21 protein-coding genes and 1 pseudogene are annotated in these 22,723 nt (G+C 60.8%); 5 read left to right on the forward strand and 17 right to left on the reverse strand.

Translation table 11 applies throughout. The features are described 5' to 3' along the window. Positions 1–69: 69 nt before the first annotated feature. From ACM6HV_RS12435 to hutC, 13 genes are all read right to left on the reverse strand, one after another. Positions 70–987, reverse strand: a complete 918-nt coding sequence (locus tag ACM6HV_RS12435) for an alpha/beta hydrolase (protein WP_414904312.1) — start codon at positions 985–987, stop codon at positions 70–72. Further along, positions 987–1,934 carry a choline ABC transporter substrate-binding protein gene (locus ACM6HV_RS12440; RefSeq protein ID WP_414904313.1) on the reverse strand — a complete coding sequence of 316 codons (948 nt, stop codon included), beginning with the start codon at positions 1,932–1,934 and terminating at the stop codon, positions 987–989. Before ACM6HV_RS12440 ends, ACM6HV_RS12435 begins: the two co-directional genes overlap by 1 nt. Positions 1,935–2,188: 254 nt before the next feature. Then, on the reverse strand, positions 2,189–2,992 hold the full coding sequence (gene hutG, locus ACM6HV_RS12445; RefSeq protein ID WP_414904314.1) for an N-formylglutamate deformylase: 804 nt from the start codon (positions 2,990–2,992) through the stop codon (positions 2,189–2,191). 10 nt (positions 2,993–3,002) lie between these two features. Next, positions 3,003–4,208: an imidazolonepropionase gene (gene hutI / locus ACM6HV_RS12450; RefSeq protein WP_414904315.1), complete on the reverse strand. Its 1,206-nt coding sequence runs from the start codon at positions 4,206–4,208 to the stop codon at positions 3,003–3,005. 102 nt (positions 4,209–4,310) lie between these two features. Beyond that, positions 4,311–5,843: a histidine ammonia-lyase gene (hutH, locus tag ACM6HV_RS12455; RefSeq protein ID WP_414904316.1), complete on the reverse strand. Its 1,533-nt coding sequence runs from the start codon at positions 5,841–5,843 to the stop codon at positions 4,311–4,313. A 116-nt stretch (positions 5,844–5,959) separates the two neighbouring features. After that, positions 5,960–7,483 carry a histidine ammonia-lyase gene (hutH, locus tag ACM6HV_RS12460; protein ID WP_414904317.1) on the reverse strand — a complete coding sequence of 508 codons (1,524 nt, stop codon included), beginning with the start codon at positions 7,481–7,483 and terminating at the stop codon, positions 5,960–5,962. Between the two features lie 135 nt (positions 7,484–7,618). Continuing rightward, entirely contained in the window at positions 7,619–8,449 is an 831-nt protein-coding gene (locus tag ACM6HV_RS12465) for a quaternary amine ABC transporter ATP-binding protein (protein WP_047601084.1), read from the reverse strand. Further along, the gene (locus ACM6HV_RS12470) at positions 8,446–9,297 is read right to left on the reverse strand and encodes an ABC transporter permease (RefSeq protein WP_414904318.1); all 852 of its coding nucleotides are present in this window, start codon (positions 9,295–9,297) and stop codon (positions 8,446–8,448) included. Before ACM6HV_RS12470 ends, ACM6HV_RS12465 begins: the two co-directional genes overlap by 4 nt. Before the next feature lie 83 nt (positions 9,298–9,380). Then, positions 9,381–10,349 carry an ABC transporter substrate-binding protein gene (locus tag ACM6HV_RS12475; protein ID WP_041071468.1) on the reverse strand — a complete coding sequence of 323 codons (969 nt, stop codon included), beginning with the start codon at positions 10,347–10,349 and terminating at the stop codon, positions 9,381–9,383. A gap of 69 nt (positions 10,350–10,418) precedes the next feature. Continuing rightward, positions 10,419–11,891 carry a cytosine permease gene (locus ACM6HV_RS12480; protein ID WP_145595936.1) on the reverse strand — a complete coding sequence of 491 codons (1,473 nt, stop codon included), beginning with the start codon at positions 11,889–11,891 and terminating at the stop codon, positions 10,419–10,421. Positions 11,892–12,045: 154 nt separating this feature from the next. Next, the gene (gene hutU, locus ACM6HV_RS12485; protein ID WP_115988393.1) at positions 12,046–13,728 is read right to left on the reverse strand and encodes a urocanate hydratase; all 1,683 of its coding nucleotides are present in this window, start codon (positions 13,726–13,728) and stop codon (positions 12,046–12,048) included. Between the two features lie 436 nt (positions 13,729–14,164). Further along, positions 14,165–14,737, reverse strand: a complete 573-nt coding sequence (locus ACM6HV_RS12490) for a HutD family protein (RefSeq protein WP_414904319.1) — start codon at positions 14,735–14,737, stop codon at positions 14,165–14,167. Continuing rightward, on the reverse strand, positions 14,734–15,402 hold the full coding sequence (gene hutC / locus ACM6HV_RS12495) for a histidine utilization repressor (RefSeq protein ID WP_230679353.1): 669 nt from the start codon (positions 15,400–15,402) through the stop codon (positions 14,734–14,736). Before hutC ends, ACM6HV_RS12490 begins: the two co-directional genes overlap by 4 nt. A gap of 188 nt (positions 15,403–15,590) precedes the next feature. Here hutC and ACM6HV_RS12500 point away from each other — a divergent pair, with 188 nt between their 5' ends. After that, positions 15,591–16,955 carry a formimidoylglutamate deiminase gene (locus ACM6HV_RS12500; RefSeq protein WP_414904320.1) on the forward strand — a complete coding sequence of 455 codons (1,365 nt, stop codon included), beginning with the start codon at positions 15,591–15,593 and terminating at the stop codon, positions 16,953–16,955. A 120-nt stretch (positions 16,956–17,075) separates the two neighbouring features. On the opposite strand, the gene ACM6HV_RS12505 is transcribed toward ACM6HV_RS12500, so the two are convergent. Together ACM6HV_RS12505 and ACM6HV_RS12510 are read right to left on the reverse strand one after the other, a co-directional pair. Next, complete coding sequence (locus tag ACM6HV_RS12505) at positions 17,076–17,645, reverse strand: lipocalin family protein (RefSeq protein WP_041071454.1); 570 nt, start codon at positions 17,643–17,645, stop codon at positions 17,076–17,078. 31 nt (positions 17,646–17,676) lie between these two features. Next, a complete protein-coding gene (locus ACM6HV_RS12510) occupies positions 17,677–17,931 on the reverse strand; it encodes a hypothetical protein (protein WP_003220802.1) in 255 nt (84 codons plus the stop codon). 294 nt (positions 17,932–18,225) lie between these two features. On the opposite strand from ACM6HV_RS12510, the pseudogene ACM6HV_RS12515 reads away from it, so the two are divergent. The 4 genes and pseudogenes from ACM6HV_RS12515 to ACM6HV_RS12530 all read left to right on the forward strand — a co-directional run. After that, positions 18,226–19,248: pseudogene (locus ACM6HV_RS12515) on the forward strand (cache domain-containing sensor histidine kinase); the annotation flags it as partial. A gap of 93 nt (positions 19,249–19,341) precedes the next feature. Next, complete coding sequence (locus tag ACM6HV_RS12520) at positions 19,342–20,106, forward strand: methyl-accepting chemotaxis protein (protein ID WP_371260421.1); 765 nt, start codon at positions 19,342–19,344, stop codon at positions 20,104–20,106. Positions 20,107–20,311: 205 nt separating this feature from the next. Next, positions 20,312–20,584 (forward strand): type II toxin-antitoxin system Phd/YefM family antitoxin, encoded by a 273-nt coding sequence (locus tag ACM6HV_RS12525; RefSeq protein WP_047290864.1) that lies wholly within the window; start codon positions 20,312–20,314, stop codon positions 20,582–20,584. After that, the gene (locus tag ACM6HV_RS12530; protein WP_145595928.1) at positions 20,581–20,913 is read left to right on the forward strand and encodes a type II toxin-antitoxin system RelE/ParE family toxin; all 333 of its coding nucleotides are present in this window, start codon (positions 20,581–20,583) and stop codon (positions 20,911–20,913) included. The genes ACM6HV_RS12525 and ACM6HV_RS12530 overlap by 4 nt, the downstream gene beginning before the upstream one ends. 10 nt (positions 20,914–20,923) lie before the next feature. On the opposite strand, the gene ACM6HV_RS12535 is transcribed toward ACM6HV_RS12530, so the two are convergent. Then, positions 20,924–21,526 (reverse strand): DUF924 family protein, encoded by a 603-nt coding sequence (locus tag ACM6HV_RS12535; protein ID WP_414904321.1) that lies wholly within the window; start codon positions 21,524–21,526, stop codon positions 20,924–20,926. Positions 21,527–21,529: 3 nt separating this feature from the next. Continuing rightward, positions 21,530–22,540 carry a class 1 fructose-bisphosphatase gene (locus tag ACM6HV_RS12540; protein WP_007961744.1) on the reverse strand — a complete coding sequence of 337 codons (1,011 nt, stop codon included), beginning with the start codon at positions 22,538–22,540 and terminating at the stop codon, positions 21,530–21,532. Between the last annotated feature and the right edge of the window lie 183 nt (positions 22,541–22,723).

The following is a 22,723-nucleotide window of genomic DNA, read 5'->3' on the forward strand; positions in this document are numbered from 1 at the left end:
GGGACTTCTATTATTCTGCCGTCCGGCATCATAAACCCGATTTACATCAATGAGCATGCCCGCACGCAGTCACAATTTGTCAGCCATGAACCTCAACAGGTTTTCGTAGAGCCGGTCGACCTCGGCGACCTGACCTCGCGCACGCAAACAACCGTGCACCAACCCTTCGCCGTAATAGAGCGAAGCGTCTGTGCCGGCGCTGGCCAGTCGTTCGGCGTAGCGCACGCCGTCGTCGCGCAGCGGATCGAATTGCGCCACGGCGATCCAGGCTGGCGGCAATCCACTGAAATCGTCAGCGAGCAGCGGCATGGCATAAGCATCCGGCCGAGGGCTGCCGCGCAGGTATAAAGCGTGATAGCTGTGCACATCATGGCTGCCGAGCAACGGTGCATCGGCGCATTCGCTGCGTGACGGCAACCGGTCGTCACCGCCAAGGCCGGGATAGATCAGCACTTGAGCCGCCGGCATCGCCTCGTCGGCATCGCGCAACGCCAGGCACAACGCGGCGGCGAGATTGCCACCGGCACTGTCGCCGGCTACCAGCAGTTTCTGCGGGTCAAACCAGAACGGCCCGCTGCGCAACGCGCGCCAGACACTCAGGCAATCTTCGAACCCCGCCGGGTATGGCTGTTCTGGCGCCAGCCGATAATCCACCGCCACCACCATCGCACCCAGCGCCATGGCCAGCTCGAAACAGATGAAGTCGTGAGAGTCGAGCCCACCGACGACCCAACCACCGCCATGCAAGTACAACACGCAAGGCCAGCCGCTGGCCGGTGGCTTGAGCGGCGGTCGGTAGGAGCGCACCGGTACGCCGCTCAACTGGAAGTCAACGACCTCCAGCCCAGCGGGCCGTTCAGGGGTGAAGGCCCGACACATGGCGTCATAGGCATGGCGCAGTCCTGCGAGACTACTGTCATCACTGACGAAACTTTCGGTTCGGGTAACGAAGGCCGCCATGGCCGGCGTCAGCGGATAATGGCTCATCAGTTTTTCAGACTGGCCTGAACCGCGCCCACGCCATCCTTGCCATCGAAACTGCTGACCCCGGCCAGCCAGCGCTGCAGATCCTCGGGGTGTTCACGCAGCCAGTTCTTTGCCACGTCCTGCGGCGTCTTGCGTGCCATGATCGGTACCATCAGTTGGCTTTCCTGGGCGGCAGTGAACGTCAGGTTTTGCAGCAGGCGATGGACGTTCGGGCAGCGTTCGGCGTAATCCGGCGCGGTCACGGTGGACACGGTGGCGGCGCCTTCGTTGGGGCCGTAGACGTCTTCGCTGCCGGTCAGGTAGGTGATCTTCATGTTGATGTTCATCGGGTGCGGGGTCCAGCCGACGAACACCACAAACTCTTTGCGATTCACCGCGCGTTGCACAGCGGCGAGCATGCCTGCCTCACCGGACTCGACGATCTTGAAATCCTTCAGACCGAAGTGGTTGGTCTCGATCATGTTCTTGATGGTGGTGTTGGCCCCACTGCCCGGCTCGATGCCGTAGATCTTGCCGCCCAATTGATCCTTGAACTTCGCGATGTCGGCGAAGGTTTTCAACCCGGCCGCCGCCACGTAATCCGGCACCGCCAGCGTCGCCTGAGCATCTGCCAGACTCGGCTTGTCCAGGACTTTGACCTGGTTGGCAGCGAGGAAGGGTGCAATGTTGTTGTCCATCGCCGGTTTCCAGTAGCCGAGGAAGATGTCCAGACGCTTGTCGCGAATGCCGGCAAAGATGATCTGCTGCACCGCGCTGGTCTGCTTGCTGTCGTAGCCGAGACCATTGAGCAACACATCGGCCATGCCGCTGGTGGCGATCACGTCGGTCCAGTTGACCACGCCCATGCGCACGGCTTTGCAGGAGGCGTCGTCATTGGCCATGACGCCAGCGCTGAACAGCGCGCTGCCGGTGAGGATTAACGCACAACGAGTGAAGAGCTTTTTCATTCGGGGGTTCTCGTGCGGCAGCGGATTATTGTCAGGTCGGTGTCTGGTGCACCGTGGCCGCAACATTACGCAGGCGACGAGAGGGAAAGATGAACGGTGGCGACTGTGTTTTGCACAGCGGCGACCCGGACGGACCACCGCCCCCTCGTGGGAGCGAGCTTGCTCGCGAATGCGGTGAATCAGTCACCTCATAATCGACTGACACGATGCTTTCGCGAGCAAGCTCGCTCTCACAGGGGGGTGTGGGTCTGTGTTCAGGATGAGTAGTGGCTCTCGCCCCAGGCGAGCAAACCCTGCAGCAACGCCTTGAGCACCACCCGCGTCGGCTCCGCCAGATCGGCGCGGTAGCGGAACGGTTCGAACTCTTCCATGTAGGTGCTCTGGCACAGCTCCAGTTGCACGGCGTGGATGTGCTCGGCCGGGTTGCCGTAATGGCGGGTGATGTGGCCGCCCTTGAAGCGCCCGTTGAGCACGTGGCTGTAAGGGTCGTGACGGGCGCAGATGGCTTCCAGTTGCCTCGCCAGTTGTGGATCGCAACTGGCGCCGTTGAAGGTGCCGAGGTTGAGATCCGGCAGTTTGCCGTCGAACAGGTGCGGGATGACCGAGCGGATCGAGTGCGCGTCGAACAGCAGCGCATAGCCGAATTCAGCCTTCAGCCGCGCCAGCTCTTGCTGCAGGGTGCGGTGATAGGGCGTCCAGATCTGTTCCAGATAGGTCGCCCGCTCGGCTTTGGAGGGCTCGAGCCCTTCGCGGAACAACGGAATGCCATCGAACAGCGTCGCCGGGTACAGCCCGGTGGTGGCGCCGGCGTACAGCGGTTTGTCGTCGGACGGGCGGTTCAGGTCGATGACAAACCGCGAGTACTCGGCGGCCAACGTGCTGGCGCCCAACGCCTCGGCAAAATCGTAAAGCTGCGGAATGTGCCAGTCGGTGTCCGGCAGGCTTTTCGCGTCCGGGATCAATCCGGCCTCGACCGCCGGGGTCAGACGTACGCCAGCGTGAGGCATGCTGATCAGCAGCGGCACGCGACCTTGTTTGAAGTTCAGAACCTTATCCACAACCGCTCTCCTACAGACTTGATTCAACGCCGTGACGCACGACGCGTTTGTCCAGATCGCCCCCGAGCCAATAGGCCAGGTCCGCCGGGCGGTCGATCTGCCAGGCGACAAAATCCGCGACCTTGCCGACTTCCAGCGAACCGTGGGTGTCGGCCATGCCCAGCGCTTGCGCCGCGTGGAGGGTCGCACCGGCCAGGGCTTCTTCCGGGGTCATGCGGAAGCAGGTGCAAGCCATGTTCAGCATCAGGCGCAACGACAGCGCCGGCGAGGTGCCGGGGTTGAGGTCGCTGGCGATGGCGATTTTCACCTTGTGCTTGCGCAGGGCGTCCATCGGTGGCAACCGGGTTTCGCGAAGGAAATAGAACGCGCCCGGCAACAGCACGGCGACGGTGTCGGCTTTGGCCATGGCGATGGCGTCGTCTTCATCCATGAACTCCAGATGATCGGCGGACAACGCCTTGTAGCGCGCGGCCAGGCTGGAGCCATGCAGCGACGACAATTGTTCGGCGTGCAGCTTTACCGGCAGACCGAGTTTCTGTGCGGTGATGAACACCCGCTCGACCTGCTCCGGCGAGAACGCCAGGTACTCGCAGAACGCATCCACGGCGTCGACCAGACCTGCGGCGGCCAAAGCGGGAAGCATCTCGGCGCAGATGTGCTCGATGTAGTCGTCAGCGCGATCCTTGTACTCCGGCGGCAAAGCGTGGGCGGCCAGACAGGTGCTGCGCACGCTGATCGGCAGTTGCGCGGCGAGCCGGCGAATGACCCGCAGGATCTTGCGTTCGCTGGCCAGATCCAGACCGTAGCCGGACTTCATCTCGACCGTGGTCACGCCGTCGCGCATCAGGCTTTTCAAACGCTTGGCGGCGCTGGCGAACAGCTCGTCTTCGCTCGCTTCACGGGTGGCGCGCACGGTGCTCGCGATACCGCCGCCCTGCGCTGCGATCTCGGCGTAGCTGACGCCTTGCAGGCGTTTCTCGAATTCGCCGCTGCGGTTGCCACCGAACACCGTGTGGGTGTGGCAGTCGATCAGGCCGGGGGTGACCCACGCGCCTTGCAGGTCGTTGACCGCCGGGTACTCGCCAGAGGGCAATTGATTGCGCGGGCCGATCCACTCGATGTGCGCACCGGACGTCACGATGGCCGCATCCTCGATGATCGAGTAGACGCCTTGCGCCATGGTTGCGACGTGGCAGTGTTGCCAGAGGGTTTTCATCCCTTAGTCTCCACAGTATTCAAAATCGATTTCGCGAGCAGGCTCGCTCCCACAGTTGAAATGCATTCCCCTGTGGGAGCGAGCCTGCTCGCGAAGAGGCCATTACAGGCTAGGCAGTAATTTCGCCGGAACCCATTCGCTCAAGCACCGCGAAGCCAACAACTCGGTCGCCGCATTGATGTCCGGCGCAAAGAAGCGATCCTTCTCATAAAACGGCACTTCGCGACGCAGAATCGCCCGCGCCTGTTCCAGCTTGGCCGAGGTCTTCAGACCGTTACGCAGATCCAGCCCCTGCACCGCCGCCAGCCATTCCACCGCGAGAATCCCGCGGGTATTCTCGGCCATTTCCCACAGGCGCTTGCCGGCGGCCGGGGCCATCGACACGTGGTCTTCCTGGTTGGCCGAGGTCGGCAGGCTGTCGACTGAATGCGGATGGGACAGCGCCTTGTTCTCGCTGGCCAATGCTGCGGCGGTCACCTGAGCGATCATGAAGCCCGAGTTGACGCCGCCATTGGCCACCAGGAACGGCGGCAGTTGCGACATGTGCTTGTCCATCATCAGCGAGATACGGCGTTCGCTCAGCGAGCCGATTTCAGCGATGGCCAGGGCCATGTTGTCGGCGGCCATGGCCACCGGCTCGGCGTGGAAGTTACCGCCGGAAATCACATCGCCTTCAGCCGCGAACACCAACGGGTTGTCGGAGACGGCGTTGGCTTCGATGGCCAGCACTTCGGCGGCCTGACGGAACTGGGTCAGGCAAGCGCCCATGACTTGCGGCTGGCAGCGCAGCGAATACGGATCCTGGACCTTCTCGCAGTTCTGGTGCGAATCGGAGACTTCGCTGCGCTCGCCGAGCAGATCGCGATATGCGGCGGCTGCATCAATCTGGCCTTTCTGACCGCGAGCGGCGTGAATACGTGCATCGAACGGCGAGCGAGAACCGAGCACCGCTTCCACCGTCAGACCGCCGATTGCCAGCGCACCGGCAAACAGGTCTTCACCTTCAAACAGACCACGCAGGGCAAATGCGGTGGACACCTGAGTGCCGTTGAGCAGCGCCAGACCTTCTTTCGCCGCCAGGGTCAGCGGGGTCAGACCGGCGACTTTCAGCGCTTCGGTCGCCTCCATCCATTCACCCTTGTAGCGCGCCTTGCCCTCGCCGAGCAGCACCAGCGACATGTGCGCCAGCGGTGCCAGGTCACCGGAGGCGCCGACCGAACCTTTGAGCGGAATGTGCGGGTACACCTCGGCGTTGATCAGTGCGATCAGCGCGTCGATCACCACGCGGCGGATGCCGGAGAAACCACGGCTAAGGCTGTTGACCTTGAGCACCATGATCAGCCGCACCAGTTCATCGCTGATCGGCTGACCGACGCCGGCGGCATGCGACAGCACCAGCGAACGCTGCAGGTTTTCCAGGTCTTCGCTGGCGATGCGGGTCGACGCCAGCAGGCCGAAACCGGTGTTGATGCCGTAGGCGGTACGGTTCTCGGCGAGGATCTGCTCGACACACGCAACGCTGGCCTCGATCTGCGCGGAGGCGCTGTGGTCGAGGGTCAGTTTGACCGGTTGCTGATAAACGTCACGCAGTTGGGCCAGGCTCAATTGGCCGGGAATCAGGTTCAGCGCAGTCATTTAAATGCTCCTGTTTAGGCATTGTTATTAACTACCAGTCGCTCCGGAGCATTCCGTTATCCGTCGTTTCTCGTCTTGTGGACGATCCGCGCCTTGGCACGCTGGTATGGGTATTGTCAGTGCAGATTCGGTAATACGTTGTGCAGCGAATCCGGGTGTTTCAGAACGCTTGCGGCGGCAGCGATGTCCGGCGCCAGCCAGCGATCCTGATCGTAGGGCGGGACGGTTTCACGCAGCAGGCGCCACGCCCGGTCGGTGCCTGCGCCAAAGCGCTGCGCCTTGAGAAATTCAAAGGCCTGCGCCGCCAGCAGGTACTCGATGGCGAGGATCTGCGTGCAGTTTTCGAGGGCACGGTGCAGCTTCAGCGCAGCGCTGGTGCCCATGCTCAAGTGGTCTTCCTGCAGGCCCGAGGTGACGTAGTTGTCGAGCACCGCCGGTTGCGCCAGTTGGCGGTTCTCGGCACATAGCGAGGCGGCGACGTATTGCACGATCATCATCCCGGAGTTCACCCCCGGATTGGCCACCAGAAACGCCGGCAGACCGCTGACATGCGGGTTGACCAGGCGATCGAGACGACGCTCGGCAATCGAGCCGATTTCGGCCATGGCAATCGCCAGCAGATCCGCTGCCATCGCCACTGACTGGCCGTGCGGGTTAGCCTGCGACATCACCCGGAAGTTGTCCGGCGTGCCCAGCAGCAACGGGTTATCGGTGCAGCCATTGAGTTCGGCTTCCACCTGTTTGATTGCATGTTCCAGTTGATCGCGCGCTGCGCCGTGCACTTGCGGGATCGAGCGGATGCTCAGTGCATCCTGAGTGCGAATGCCTTTGCTGGTCGCGATCACTTCACTGCCATCGAGTAACGCACGCAGATTGCTCCCGACCTGCTGCATGCCCGGGTGGGGCTTGAGCGCGATGATCTCGGCGTCGAACGCGGCGATCTGGCCGCGCTGGGCTTCGAAGCTCATGGCGCCGATCACGTCGGCCCATTGCACCAGTCGCGTCGCATCGGCAATCGCCAGGCAGCTGAGGCCGGTCATGCACGGCGTGCCGTTGACCAGGCACAAACCATCCTTTGCGCCGAGCTGCACCGGTTGCAGGCCTTCTTCGGCCAGCGCCTGCTGCGCCGAGATGATTTGCCCGCGATAGCTGACATTGCCCACGCCCAGCAGCGCGATGCCGATGTGCGCCATGTGCGTCAGGTAACCCACCGAGCCTTGCGCCGGCACCTGCGGGGTGATGCCACGATTGAGCAGCGCCAGCAACGCTTCGACCACGCGGCGATGAATACCGGATTTGCCGTGACTGTAGTTGCGAATCGCCGCGCAGATGATCGCGCGGGTCTGCTCATCGGGCAGCACCGGGCCGACACCGCAAGCGTGACTGAGCAAGGTGTTGCGTGAGAGCTGGCTGAGTTGTTCGTCCTTCAGCGAGACATTGGACAAACCACCCAGGCCGGTATTGACGCCATAAGCGCGCTCGCCGCTTTCGACGATGCGCTGGACGATGCCCTGAGCGTTTTCGATGCGTGCCCAGGTCTCGCTCGACAGTTCCAGTTGCGCGCCATGACGGGCGACGGCGACCACGTCCTGCCAATGCAGGGGGCTGCCGGTGATGATGATTTTTTCAGCCTGGGACATCTTTAACCTCATCCGAACATTGATGCAGCTTTACCGACGCCTTCGCGAGCAGGCTCGCTCCCACATTTGGAATGCGTACCCCCTGTGGGAGCGAGCCTGCTCGCGAAGAGGCCAGCCCAGCCAACACAAATCTACCTAAACCACCGCCGCCCGCCGCTGCACGAACCGGTCAACATATTCATCCGCCGGCGAATGCAGGATCTCTCTCGGGGTGCCGACCTGAATCAGGCGGCCGTCCTTGAGGATCGCGATGCGGTTGCCGATGCGCACGGCCTCGTCGAGGTCGTGGGTAATGAAGACGATGGTTTTATGCAGGGTCTTTTGCAGCTCCAGCAACTGGTCCTGCATCTCGGCGCGGATCAGCGGATCCAGCGCACTGAACGCTTCGTCCATCAGGATGATGTCGGTGTCCGCCGCCAGCGCGCGGGCCAGGCCGACACGCTGACGCATGCCGCCGGAGAGCTGGTGCGGGTATTTGTTTTCGTAGCCTTTGAGGCCCACGGTGTTGATCCAGTGCAGCGCACGTTCGGCGCACAGTTGCTTGCTCTCGCCGCGCACTTTCAGGCCGTAGGCGACGTTCTCGATCACGGTCTTGTGCGGCAGCAGGCCGAAGCTCTGGAACACCATGCTGATCTTGTGCCGGCGAAATTCGCGCAGCGCTTCCATGTCGTATTGCAGGATGTCCACGCCGTCGACCAGGATCGCGCCGCTGGTGGGGTCGATCAGGCGATTGAAGTGGCGCACCAGCGTCGACTTGCCCGAGCCGGACAGGCCCATGATCACGAAGATCTCGCCAGTGCCGATGCTCAGCGACAGGTCGTTGACCCCGACCACACAACCGGTTTCGTTCAGCACCTGATCCTTGGTCTTGCCCTGGCCGACCATCGCCAGTGCGTCCTTGGCGCGGTTGCCGAAAATCTTGAAGACGTTTTTGACTTCGATCTTGCTCACGGTTGCGTTGTTCATTTGCTCACCTCATGCCGTGGCCGACCGTACGCCTGAGTAATGCGGTCGATGACCACTGCGAGAATCACGATCGCCAGACCGGCTTCGAGGCCGCGTCCGACGTTGAGGGTCTGAATCCCCACCAGTACGTCTTCACCCAGGCCACGGGCGCCGATCATCGAGGCGATTACCACCATCGACAGGGCCATCATGGTGGTCTGGTTGATCCCGGCCATAATGCTCGGCAGGGCCAGCGGCAGTTGCACACCGAACAGTTGCTGCCAGCGGTTGGCACCGAAGGCATTGATCGCCTCCATCACTTCACCGTCGACCTGGCGAATGCCCAGATCGGTCAGGCGGATCAACGGCGGCGCGGCATAGATCACCGTGGCGAAAATCGCCGGTACCTTGCCCAGACCGAACAGCATCAGCACCGGAATCAGGTACACGAAGCTGGGCATGGTCTGCATGATGTCGAGCAGCGGCATCAGCACCGAACGCAGGCGATTGCTGCGCGCCGAGAGAATCCCCAGCGGAATGCCGATCAGCACCGAAATGATCGTCGCGACCATCATCAGCGCCAGCGTCTGCATGAGTTTGTCCCACAGGCCGACAGCGCCCACCAGGAACAGCAGACCGACGATGACGGCAGTGGTCACGACTTTACGCGTGGCGTGCCAGGCGACGACGCCAACGATCGCCAGCATCAACCACCACGGCGCGGCACGCAGCAGGCCTTCGAGGTTGACGATGGCCCACAGCAGCTTGTCGGAGATATGGCGGAACACATCACCATAATTGGTGACCAGCGAATCGACCCAACCGTTGACCCAGTCGGCGATGGAAAAGGTAAAGCTTTCGGGAAACATAAGCGGCTCTCAATCAGAAATCTCAATCAAGCGATGACGGCATATCTCCCGGCCAGCCTCACGGTTGACCGGGAGGTATCGACCTACAGCGCCGCGTCGATTTTCTTGGCTGCGTCGTCACTGACCCACGCGTGCCAGACCTCAGGATGTTCCTTGAGGAAGATTTTCGCCAGTTTTGGCGACTCGATACGTTCCTTCGCCATGCGGCCCAGGTTCTGGTTCAGCAGATCGATCGGCAGATTGACCTTTTCCAGCACGGCCACCAATTCCGGCGCCTGTTCGTGGAAGGTTTTCGACAGACCGACCTTGATGCTCACGCTCTTGTCGACGCCCGGTTTTTCTTCAAGTTTGACCGCGTCGATCTGGCCCATCAGCGGGGTTGGCGACCAGTAGTAGAACAGGATCGGCTCGCCACGCTTGTAGCTCGACAGCACCGCCGCATCCAGCGCCGGGCCGGTGCCCGGACGGAAGTTGGTGTAGCTGTTTTCCAGGCCGTAGCTCTTGAGCATTTCGCTGTTGTCCAGCTCACAGGTCCAGCCCGCCGGGCAGTTGTAGAAACGGCCCTTGGACGGCTCTTCGGCGTCCTTGAAAATCGTCGCGTATTTGCCCAGATCGGCAATGTTTTTCAGGTCCGGGGCTTTTGCCTCGATCTTGCGTTTGGCGTCGCCTTCGATCACGTAGCGCGGCACGTACCAGCCTTCGATAGCGCCGACGATCGGGGCGCCGACACCGACGACTTTGCCGGCCTTCTCAGCCTTGTTCCAGACTTCGCTGCGGCCGACCCACTCTTCGGCGAACACTTGAATGTCGTTGCTGCTCAAGGCGTTCTCCATGGTGATGGAGTTGCCCGGCAGGCTGTCGGTCTTGCAGTCGTAACCTTTCTCCAGCACCACTTGCAGCACGTCGGTCAGCAACATGCCGCTTTCCCAGTTCAGGCCGGCGAATTTCACCGGTTTACCGGACTCGCACCAGCCGGCAGCCTGGGTGGCGCCGGCACTGGCCAACAGGCCCATGGACAGCAGTGTGGTGAGCAGGGTCTTGTTCGATTTCATTATTGCGACGCTCCTAATCATGAATTGGCTTACGGCAGTCAAGAGGCATCCAGCCCTGTCCACGTCCAATCAGGCCTGCGCCGCAGCGCGCCCGGCCCCACTTTTTTCAGGTTGTACAACACTGTTCTGCTCGAGCGGCAAAATCAGCTGATCAGGCACCGAGCCGTGCCATTTTTTCGCGCAGAGGTAATACAGCGCGGCAGGCAGCACCAGGCCGATGATCCAGGAAATATCCACGTCACCGAGGGCAGCCACCAGCGGGCCGGTGTAGAACTTGGTGGAGATGAACGGCAGCTGCACCAGCACACCGAACACATAGACGCTGATCCCGAGCAGGTTCCAGCGGCCGTAGCGACCATTCGGATCGGCCAGCGCCGGTACGTCATAGCGTTCACGAGTGATGCAGTAGTAGTCGACCAGGTTGATCGCGCTCCATGGCGTGAAGAACGCCAGCAGAAACAGGATGAACGACTTGAACGCACCGAGGAACGAGTGCTGGCCAAGCAGTGCGATCAGGGTCGCCGCACCGACAATCACCAGCACGAACACCAGACGCTGCAGGCGGGTGACCGTCAGATGCCCACGGAAACCGCTGATGATCGTGGCGATGCACATGAAGCTGCCGTACGAGTTCAACGTCGAGATGGTGACCTTGCCGAAGGCGATGCTGAAATACAGCAGCGCCGCCGTGGCACCGGTGCCGCCGAGCCCGACGATGTAGGCCACTTCATGCCCGGCGAACTGGCCGTTGGCCGACGCCGCGGCGAACACGCCAAGGACCATCGCCACCTGCGCGCCGATGACCGAACCTGCGCCAGCGGCAAAGAAGGTTTTCACCGAGGAAACCTTGCTCGGCAAGTAACGCGAATAGTCCGCCACATACGGGCCGAACGCGATCTGCCAGGACGCCGCGAGCGACACCGCCAGCAAGAAGCTGCTCCAGCTGAAGTGGCGGATCTGCAACAGGGCGCCCACATCCACCTGACTCAGCAGGCGGCTGAACAGATACACAAAGGCAATCACGCCAATGACGCTGGCGACCCGCCCGATCCAGTGGATCACCCGATAACCGAGCACGGTGACCACCACAATGACACTGGCAAACAACAGGATGCCGACGGTGTCGCTGACGCCGAACAACTGCCCCAGCGCCTGTCCGGAAAGCACCGTACCGGTGGCGGTGAAACCCAGGTACATCAGGCACACCAGCACGATCGGGATCGCCGCGCCATACACGCCGAACTGCACCCGGCTGGAAATCATCTGCGGCAGGCCAAGCTTCGGCCCTTGCGCCGCGTGCAGCGCCATCACGCCGCCGCCGAGCAGTTGACCGATCAACAGACCGATCAACGACCAGAACACATCACCGCCCAGCACCACGGCCAGGGCCCCGGTAACAATCGCGGTGATTTGCAGATTCGCACCCATCCACAGGGTGAACTGGCTCAACAGACGACCGTGTCTTTCCGCTTCCGGGATGTAGTCGATCGAACGCCTTTCGATCAACGGTTTGTTACCTGCACGATCGGGGGTTACAGCCATGATTCAACCTCTGTGGATTGTTATTCGAGTTCACTGAGCGTCTTGCGCACTAGTGTGGGAGCGAGCCTGCTCGCGAAGGCGTCAGCACATTCAACATGTGTGGTGGCTGACAGACCGTATTCGCGAGCAGGCTCGCTACCACAGGGTTGTGCGTTTATTTGCCGGTAATCATCGGCAGGTTCAGCCCCTGCTCCTTCGCGCAGTCGATGGCGATCTGGTAACCGGCATCGGCGTGACGCATGACGCCAGTGGCCGGGTCGTTGTGCAGCACGCGCGCAATACGCTCGGCCGCTTCGTCAGTGCCGTCGCAGACAATCACCATGCCCGAGTGCTGCGAGAAGCCCATGCCCACACCACCGCCGTGGTGCAGGGAAACCCAGGTCGCGCCGCTCGCGGTGTTCAACAGCGCATTGAGCAGTGGCCAGTCGGACACGGCGTCGGAACCGTCCTGCATCGATTCGGTTTCGCGGTTCGGGCTGGCGACCGAGCCGGAGTCGAGGTGGTCGCGACCGATCACGATCGGTGCCGACAGCTCGCCGCTGCGCACCATTTCGTTGAACGCCAGACCGAGCTTGGCGCGCAGGCCCAGACCGACCCAGCAGATCCGTGCCGGCAGACCCTGGAAGCTGATGCGCTCGCGGGCCATGTCCAGCCAGTTGTGCAGGTGCGCGTCGTCCGGGATCAGCTCTTTGACTTTGGCGTCGGTCTTGTAGATGTCCTGCGGATCACCCGACAGTGCCGCCCAACGGAACGGGCCGATGCCACGGCAGAACAGTGGACGAATGTAGGCCGGGACGAAGCCCGGGAAGTCGAACGCGTTTTCCACGCCTTCTTCCTGCGCCATCTGACGGATGTTGTTGCCGTAGTCGAAGGTCGGGATGCCTTGCTTCTGGAAGTCCAGCATCGCTTTGACGTGGACCGCCATCGATTGCTTGGCGGCTTTGATCACGGCAGCCGGCTCGGTCTTGGCGCGGGCGCGGTACTCGTCCCAGGTCCAGCCCGCCGGCAGGTAGCCGTTCAGTGGGTCGTGGGCACTGGTCTGGTCGGTGACCATGTCCGGACGCACGCCGCGCTTGACCAGTTCCGGAAGGATTTCTGCGGCGTTACCCAGCAGGGCGATGGAGATCGCTTTGCCTTCGGCGGTGTATTTGGCGATGCGCGCCAGGGCGTCGTCGAGGTCTTTGGCTTGCTCGTCGACATAACGGCTTTTCAGGCGGAAATCGATGCTCACCTGCTGGCATTCGATGTTCAGCGAGCAGGCGCCAGCCAGAGTTGCAGCCAGCGGCTGAGCACCGCCCATGCCGCCCAGACCCGCGGTCAGGACCCACTTGCCTTTGAGGTTGTCGTTGTAGTGCTGACGACCGGCTTCGACGAAGGTTTCGTAGGTGCCCTGAACGATGCCTTGGCTGCCGATGTAGATCCAGCTGCCGGCGGTCATCTGGCCGTACATGGCCAGGCCTTTGGCGTCGAGTTCGTTGAAGTGTTCCCAGCTCGCCCAGTGCGGCACCAGGTTGGAGTTGGCGATCAGTACACGCGGGGCGTTGCTGTGAGTCTTGAACACGCCGACCGGTTTGCCGGATTGCACCAGCAGGGTTTCGTCGTCGTTCAGATTGGTCAGGCTTTCGACGATCTTGTCGTAGCACTCCCAGTTACGCGCAGCGCGACCGATACCACCGTAAACCACCAGCTCTTTCGGGTTCTCGGCCACTTCCGGGTCGAGGTTGTTCATCAGCATGCGCAGCGGCGCTTCGGTCAGCCAGCTCTTGGCGGTCAGCTTGTTGCCGCGTGCAGCGCGGATCTCGACGTCACGGTACTTAGTAGGTTTTGTGTCAGTCACGAAAAAGACTCCTCAGCGATCAATTCAAACCAACCCTGGCAGTGGGCAAGCAGCCTGTGCGCCTCAATGCGCGACAAGCGAATCAGTGGACGCTGCGGACTTATACGCATACGTCTTTACTTGTACATACAAGCATATGCAATCAAGCGGCCAACTTGCTGGAGGGGCGTTCAAGAAAAATCGCGGACAGGGCTGCAGAGCGCCTGAGACAAGGGTTGCGGCGTGAATGAAAATTTTTGCGGAGGTCTATGGGGGAAGTGTGCGGCTGTTACGAAAGCGTGGTTTTTGCGCCACGCTGGGGCGTTCGGTAACAAGTTGGTGCGTGGGTTGGGAACACCCCAAAAGCAAAAGATCGCAGCCTTCGGCAGCTCCTACAGGGTGGACATCAATTCCACTGTAGGAGCTGCCGAAGGCTGCGATCTTTTAAGTTTTTTAATCAGCGCGCAGTCAGCTCGATCACGCAGCACGCGGCGTTTACCGCGACTTCAAGCAGGCCGGTGTTACCGTCCAGTTGCAGGCAATCATGGCGGCCGAGTTGCGCAGTGTTGTCAGCAACCTGCACTTGCAGCAGCTCGCTGACACTGAACACCAGCACCGTCGAGGCCGAGCTGAAAAACCGCTGTTCACCGTCCAGCCACTGCAACCGCGCGTGGTAACGCTGTGGTGCGTAAATCAGGTTGAAGTCGCGTATCGCGCCGCCGAGCAAGGTGCAGGACACCTGGCTTTCGCCGCTGAACGCAAACGGGTCCAGCGGTAACAATGGACGCGTGTCATCACCATCGACGCACAAGGTCATGCCGTCACCCTGCAACACGGTGATCACTCGCTGGTAACCGGCAAAGGTCGAGAAACCGCCCGACTCGGCAATGTCGGCAATCGACAGACGCCAGCCAAAACCATCCAGGCCAGCACCCGCATCACGGGTGATCTCTTCGGTGCTGCCGCCGCCGTTTTTCCACGGCATGCGCGGGTAACCTTCGGCGCGTAAGACTTTCACTTCACTGCTCATTTATGAAAGCGTCCTTCCAGACGATGACGAGAACCGGGATGAATCAGGCGCGCCGCCGTCACCGGCTGACGGCCCGACCACGTACGACGACGGATCAACAGGCACGGCTCGCCTTTTTCGATCTGCAGCAACTTGCACTCGGACGGCTCGGCGAGGATCGCTTCGACCACGTGCTCGCCTTCAGTCAACGGCGCGACCTGGTTGAGATAGGCGTACGGGGTTTGCAGGGTGAAATCCTGCTTGAGGTATTCCGGAGCGACCAGCGCGTTGACGAAACGGTCTTCGATTTGCACCGGAATGTCGTTTTCGTAATGCACGATCAGCGAATGGAAGACCTTCTGCCCTTCGCGCATGTCCAGCGCCAACGCCCGCTCGGAGCCGGCGGCCTCTTCTTCGAGGGTGATCACCTGGCAGGTGTGGCGATGGCCGCGGGAGGCGATTTCGTCGGCGATGTTGTGCACTTCGAACAGCGCGGACTGGCTCTTCGGTTCGGCGACAAACGTACCGACACCTTGCATGCGCACCAGCAGGCCGTCGGCAGTCATTTCGCGCAGCGCACGGTTGATGGTCATGCGGCTGAAACCGAGCTGGCTGACCAGCTCGCTTTCCGATGGCACGCGGTAGTGCGGTGGCCAGTTACCGCTGTCGATCTGCTGGGTGATCATCTGTTTGACGCGGGCGTACAAGGGCGCCGGACTGTCGCCCAGGTTCGCGGCCAACGGGGAGACTGGGGGCGGAGTCGGCACGGTTGATCCCTGTTCATTGGATGAAGGTTGCTAGCTTGCCGGAGTTTACCGGGCAGGCAAACGTCTGTATATGTATATACAAATAACACACGATGGGGTGCTGAACCATGTCCGCCTTCTTTGCCGAACGCGCGCTGCTGCCTAACGGATGGGCCAACCATGTACGTCTCGAAGTCAGTGCCGATGGCATGCTGACCCGAATCCAGGCCGATTCCACCGCAGACGGCGCCGAGCGGCTGAGCGGTCCGCTGCTGCCGGGCATGCCCAATCTGCACTCCCACGCCTTCCAGCGCGCGATGGCGGGACTGGCCGAAGTGGCTGGCAATCCCAACGACAGCTTCTGGACCTGGCGTGATCTGATGTATCGGCTGGTCGGAAAAATCAGCCCCGAGCAACTCGGCATCATCGCCCGTCAGCTGTACATCGAAATGCTCAAGGCCGGTTACACCTCGGTTGCTGAATTCCACTATGTGCACCACGACAACAACGGTCAGCCGTATGCCGATCTGGCCGAACTGGCACTGCGCATCAGCCAGGCAGCGAGCGACAGCGGCATCGGTCTGACCCTGTTGCCGGTGCTTTACAGCCATTCCGGATTCGGCGGCCAAACGCCCAATGACGGGCAGCGCCGCTTTATCAACAGCACCGAAAACTACCTGAACCTGCAAGCGCGCCTGCAGCCGCTGCTGGCTCAGCACAAAGCGCAATCGCTGGGGCTGTGCTTCCACTCGTTGCGCGCGGTCACCCCGCAACAGATCAGCGAAGTGCTGGCGGCGAGCGACAAGCAGTGCCCGGTGCACATCCACATCGCCGAACAGCAGAAGGAAGTCGATGACTGCCTGAGCTGGAGCGGTCGCCGGCCGCTGCAATGGCTCTATGAAAACACCGAAGTCGATCAGCGCTGGTGCCTGGTTCACGCGACCCACGCCAATCCCGAGGAAGTCACGCTGATGGCCAAGAGTCGCGCCATCGCCGGTCTGTGCCTGACCACCGAAGCGAATCTGGGCGACGGGATTTTCCCGGCGGTAGATTTCCTCGCCCAGGGCGGGCGCATGGGCATCGGTTCCGACAGCCATGTGTCGCTCAGCGTGGTCGAGGAGTTGCGTTGGCTGGAGTACGGCCAGCGTCTACGCGACCAGCGGCGCAACCGTTTGTATGGGGCGGATCAGCCGATGGTCGGGCGCACGCTGTATGACGCGGCGCTGGACGGCGGGGCGCAGGCTTTGGGGCAGCCGATTGGTGCGCTGGAAGTCGGCAAGCGTGCCGACTGGATCGTGCTCGATGGCAATGATCCGTATCTGGCCACGGCCAGTGGTGACGGGATTTTGAATCGCTGGTTGTTTGCTGGCGGCGATCGTCAGGTACGCGATGTATTGGTCAATGGCCAGTGGGTGGTGCGCGATGGCCGGCATGCAGGCGAAGAGGAAAGCGCACGCGCCTTCACCCAGGTTCTGCGCGAACTTTTAGGCTGACACAAAACAAAAATGTGGGAGCGAGCCTGCTCGCGAAAGCGGTGTATCAGCAACATTTTCGTTAACTGACACACCCTCTTCGCGAGCAGGCTCGCTCCCACATTTGATTTGTGGTGGTCTTTAATTCGAAGTCTTCGCCATCTGCCGATCCGACGCTCGCCAGATCAGTCGCGTGGTGTCGTAACCCTGCTGACGCGCCTTGCTCAGCAACTCCTCACGCACCACACCGTTGACGGTCGGCGTGCGGGACAGCAACCACATGTACTTGCGGCTCGGGTCGCCGACGATGGCGGTCTTGTAGTCGTCGCTGACGTACAACACCCAGTATTCGCCTTTCGCCACACCCGGAATCAAACGCGAGAACCAGGTATCGAATTCGACCCACAGCTTGTCGGTCTTGCCCGGCACCTGTGGATAAGCCTTGCCTTTGGCTTCTTCCCATTGCCAGTCGGCGGTCAGGCAGCGATTGAGCACATCGACATTGCCGTCCGGCCTGAGCGAATAATGGGCTTCGGATTGCGCGCAGTTGCGCTGGAAGTACATCGGCAGGCGCGCCAGTTCATACCAGGTGCCCTGATAACGCTTGAGGTTGACACTGTGAGCCGTCTTGGGCGCCAGCGGATCTTCACCGTGAGTGGCGCAGCCGGCCAGTACCAGGCCGGCAAAAAGGACGAACAATAACCGCTTCATTATTTTTCTCCCGTGGGCGCTTGGCCCCGGTTTACTTCAGGCCTTGGCCAGAAAACATCAGCACTTTGTCACCGGCGTACTGCACGCTGATAAAGCTGTTTTTGTCGCCCCAGGTGCAACTGGACATGCCGAGCGCACCCGAACAGTCGGTGGGTTTGCCGAGCAGCGTCTCAACCTCGGCCTTGGCCATGCCGGCCGAAAGCTTGGAATAGTTTTCCTGATTGACCTTGCTGCACGCGGCCAACAGCACGCAAAAAGTCAGAAGGGCGATAGATCGCAGCGACATGAAGTAACTCCTGGAGCGGAAGGGGGATGGCATGGTGCCAACCAGAAGCTTAGAAGAGAAAACCCTCATCTGGTTCCCTTCAGAAATGGCTATTTATCGCTCCGCTCGTCTGGCATTTACCGGCAAATCAGACACTTTCTGCGGCTATTGAGCATTTCGTCGCATTTCACCAAAGACGCCTAATCTTTGGCGCACTGCGGTCGAAATAAGAGCAGCGCAAAGCCCCCGAGTGTGGCAAATTGCCGCCCTTTCTCGACCAGCCCCTTCGCGGTAGTTCATTCGATGACCAGAAACATGAAATTCAGCCACAAGATCTTGTTGGCTGCCGCCCTCGTGGTGGCCGTTGCATTCGCCTGTTTCATTTTGTTCAACGACTATCGACAACGCGAAGCCCTGAGCAGCAGCACCGAAGCCTCGATGCAGGAGCTGGGGAGTCTGACGACCAGCAACATCCAGACCTGGCTGGAAAGCCGCATCCAGTTGCTGCAATCGCTGTCGCAGCAGGTCGCCGCCGACGGCAGCGCGCCGGCCAGCCTCAAGCGCATCATCGACCTGCCCGCCTACACCGGCAATTTCCAGCTCAGCTATTTCGGCGGCGCTGACGGCGTGATGTTCTCGGTACCCGCCGGCAACCGCGCGCCGGATTACGACCCGCGCGCCCGTGGCTGGTACAAGGCCGCCAATAGCGCGCAGCAGACCATCGTCACCGAACCCTACATCGCCGCTTCGTCGGGCAAACTGGTGATCACCGTCGCCACCCCGGTGCAGCGTCAAGGCCAGATGATCGGTGTGGCCGGCGCGGATATCGACCTGACCAGTGTCAGCGCGATCATCAACTCGCTCAACTTTGGTGGCCACGGCCATGCGTTCATCGTCAGCGCCGATGGCAAGATCCTGATTCACCCGGACAGCAAACTGGTGCTGAAAACCCTTGCCGAGGCTTATCCGAACGGCGCACCGAAAGTCAGCCCGGGCCTGAAAGAAGTCGAATTCGACGGCAAGACCCAACTGATTTCGTTCACCCGCGTCAACGGCGTGCCATCGGCTGACTGGTACGTGGCGCTGGTGCTGGACAAGGACACCGCGTTCTCGATGCTCAGCGAATTCCGCACCTCGGCGCTGATCGCCATGGTCATTGCCGTGGTGATCATCATCGCCCTGCTCGGCATGCTGATCCGCGTGCTGATGCAACCGCTGCTGACCATGGGTCGCGCCATGCACGACATCGCCGAAGGCGAAGGCGACCTGACCAAGCGGCTGGTGATCCACGGCCACGACGAGTTCGGCGCGCTGGGCCTGTCGTTCAACCGCTTCGTCGAGCGTATTCATACCTCGATCCGCGAAGTGTCGTCGGCCACCGGGCAGGTCAACGAAGTCGCCCTGCGTGTGGTCGCCGCATCGAATTCGTCGATGTACAACTCCGATCAGCAGGCCAGCCGCACCAACAGCGTGGCCGCGGCGATCAACCAGCTCGGCGCTGCCGCCCAGGAAATCGCCCAGAACGCCGCCCTCGCCTCGCAGCACTCCAGCGATGCGCGCAGCCTGGCGGTCGACGGTCAGCAGGTTGTGGATAAAACCATTCACGCGATGCAGCAGTTGTCGGCAAAAATCAGCGACTCCTGCGGCAACATCGAAACCCTCAACAGCAACACGGTGAACATCGGCCAGATTCTGGAAGTGATCACCAGCATCTCGCAGCAGACCAACCTGCTGGCACTCAACGCCGCGATCGAAGCGGCCCGCGCCGGTGAGGCTGGCCGAGGTTTCGCCGTGGTCGCTGACGAAGTGCGTAACCTCGCGCACCGCACTCAGGATTCGGCGCAGCAAGTGCAGAAGATGATCGAAGAGCTGCAAGTCGGCGCGCGTCAGGCAGTGAGCATCATGACCGAGAGCCAGCGCGAGAGCGAAAGCAGCGTCGGGATCGCCAATCAGGCCGGCGAACGCCTGGGCAGCGTGACCCAGCGCATCGGCGAGATCGACGGGATGAACCAGTCGGTGGCTACCGCAACAGAGGAGCAAACCGCTGTGGTCGAGTCGATCAACGTCGACATCAACGAGATCAACACGCTGAATCAGGAAGGTGTCGAGAACCTGCAGGCGACCTTGCGTGCTTGCTCGGATCTGGAGCAGCAGGCGGCGCGCTTGAAGCAGCTGGTAGGCAGCTTCAGGATCTAAGGCGCGGCCACCGGCGTCTTCGCGAGCAGGCTCGCTCCCACAGGTATTTATGAACGACACATATCCCCTGTAGGAGGCCGCCTGCTGGCGATGACGGCGTTAGCGACGATTGAACTTTGAGTTGAAATACGCTGGTCAGCTCGCACTGACGATGGACTGAATTAAGACTAAACTCAGTCCTATTCAATTTGGGCGAGAATCAAACATGAAGCTTTCATCGCAAATCAAACCGATCAGCTACCTCAAAAGCCATACAGCGGAGATCGTCAAGTCGATCACTGAAAGCCGTGAGCCATTGGTCATTACCCAAAATGGTGAAGCCAAGCTTGTCGTTATGGACGTGAAAAGCTTTGAGGAGCAGGAAGACACAATGGCTTTGCTGAAGCTATTGGCAATGGGCAATCGGGAGATTGAGGAAGGCAAGTATCGAGACGCTGAGGACGTTTTCGCGGACTTGGACAGGGCCGACCATCAATGAGTTTAAAGGTCGTTATTCTTCAGTCCGCACAAACAGATCTCAAAGAACTCCGTACCTACCTTATCAAACAGTTCTCGAGTCAGACGTGGCAGAGTACCTACGCTGATCTCAAGATCGCCATTCTTGGTCTCGCAGACCTTCCTTATTCCGGTTCAATCCCCGAGGAAATCGAGAAGCTCAATCTTGGTCAATACCGACAAATCATTTCCGGGATGAACCGAGTCATTTATGAAGTCAGGGAAAAAACCGTCTTCGTTCATATCATTGCCAACTCAAGAAAAAGCCTGCCTTCACTTTTGATGAAGAGACTGTTGAACGGCAATCCTTGAATTCAACAAATCAGAACCGTGACCCAGGCTGACTGAGAAACGCCAACTCCTCAGCCGTCGACTCCCGCCCCAACACCGCATTGCGATGCGGAAACCGTCCAAACCGTGCAATCACCTTCTGATGCCGCTCGGCATAGTCCAGGTTATCGGCAAACACCGCCCGCTCGGCTTCCGGCTGTTCAGCCAGCAGACCGATAAAGCGCGAAACGGCTTCGTTCTGCACCGCGAGGTTTTCGCAGTGTTCGAACACCAGATAAATGAATACCCGTTGAATCGGCTTCAGTTGCCGATCGAAATCCGCAGCAATACCTTGCGCGACAAGTTTCTGCGCGCGCAGATCACCGGAAAAGGCTTTGGGTGTATGGCGAAAGATCATGCGTGGCAGTTGATCGAGCAGCAGCACCACCGCCAGCCAACCTTCGGGACGTTGCGTCCACTCGGTCAATTCACCAGCGAGGGCCTGATCGACAAAGACCCCGAAACGCTCACGCGCTTCGAGGTCTTGGCGGTCTTTCTTGCCGAACCACAACGTGCCCTTGTCAGCCGATATCTCGCGCGGTGATTCGGCGTGTCCGAACCACCAATCGAGCAACGGCTGCCAGGGCGCGGTCATGGTTTATTCCTTGTGGTAGGCCGTAGCGCGGGCGACTTCTTCTTTCGAGCCGAGGAACACCGCTACGCGCTGGTGCAGGCCTTCGGGCTGAATGTCGAGGATGCGCTGGTGACCGTCGGTGGACGCGCCGCCGGCCTGTTCCACCAGGAACGACATCGGGTTGGCTTCGTACATCAGACGCAGTTTGCCCGGCTTGGATGGCTCGCGGCTGTCGCGTGGGTACATGAACAGACCACCACGGGTCAGGATGCGGTGCACGTCAGCCACCATCGCCGCGACCCAGCGCATGTTGTAGTTCTTCTTCAGCGGGCCTTCTTCGCCGGCCAGCAGTTCGCTGACGTAGCGTTGTACCGGGGCTTCCCAGTGGCGCTGATTGGACATGTTGATCGCGAATTCCTGGGTGGTTTCAGGAATGGTGATGTCTTCGTGGGTCAGCACGAAGCTGCCCATTTCGCGATCGAGGGTGAAGCCTTTGACGCCGTCGCCCAGGGTCAGAACCAGCATGGTCTGCGGGCCGTAGATCGCGTAACCGGCAGCAACCTGCTGGGTGCCTGGCTGCAGGAAGGCTTTTTCGTTCAGCGGCTCGTTCTGGCTCAGGTATTCGTTCGGGCAGCGCAGTACCGAGAAGATGGTGCCGACCGGGGCGTTGATGTCGATGTTCGACGAGCCGTCCAGTGGGTCGAACACCAGCAAGTAGGCGCCTTTCGGGTATTTGCCAGGGATCTGGTAGGCATTGTCCATTTCTTCGGACGCCATGCCGGCCAGGTGACCGCCCCATTCGTTGGCTTCGAGCAGGATCTCGTTCGACAGGACGTCGAGCTTCTTCTGCACTTCGCCTTGGACGTTTTCAGTGCCCATGCTGCCCAGAACACCGCCCAGGGCGCCTTTGGACACGGCGTGGCTGATCTCTTTGCAGGCACGCGCCACCACTTCGATCAGGAAGCGCAGATCGGCAGGAGTGTTATTGCTGCGGGTCTGCTCAATCAAATAGCGACTCAGGGTAACGCGGGACATGGACGGCTCCGGTGGAATGGGGGGCTAAAAACCCGCGCAGTTTACAGGGAGTCTGAAAACCTAGCGAGCGATGACGCCCGGTAACGTGCGTTGGGGCGCAATTGCTTGTATCAGACGTGATCGGGTCGAGAGAGTTCAGGCACCGGATTGAGCGTAGTTGGAAATCGGACGGGGGGCTGGGGG

It is taken from the genome of Pseudomonas sp. IT-P260 (assembly GCF_949768395.1).
Classification (GTDB): domain Bacteria; phylum Pseudomonadota; class Gammaproteobacteria; order Pseudomonadales; family Pseudomonadaceae; genus Aquipseudomonas; species Aquipseudomonas parakoreensis.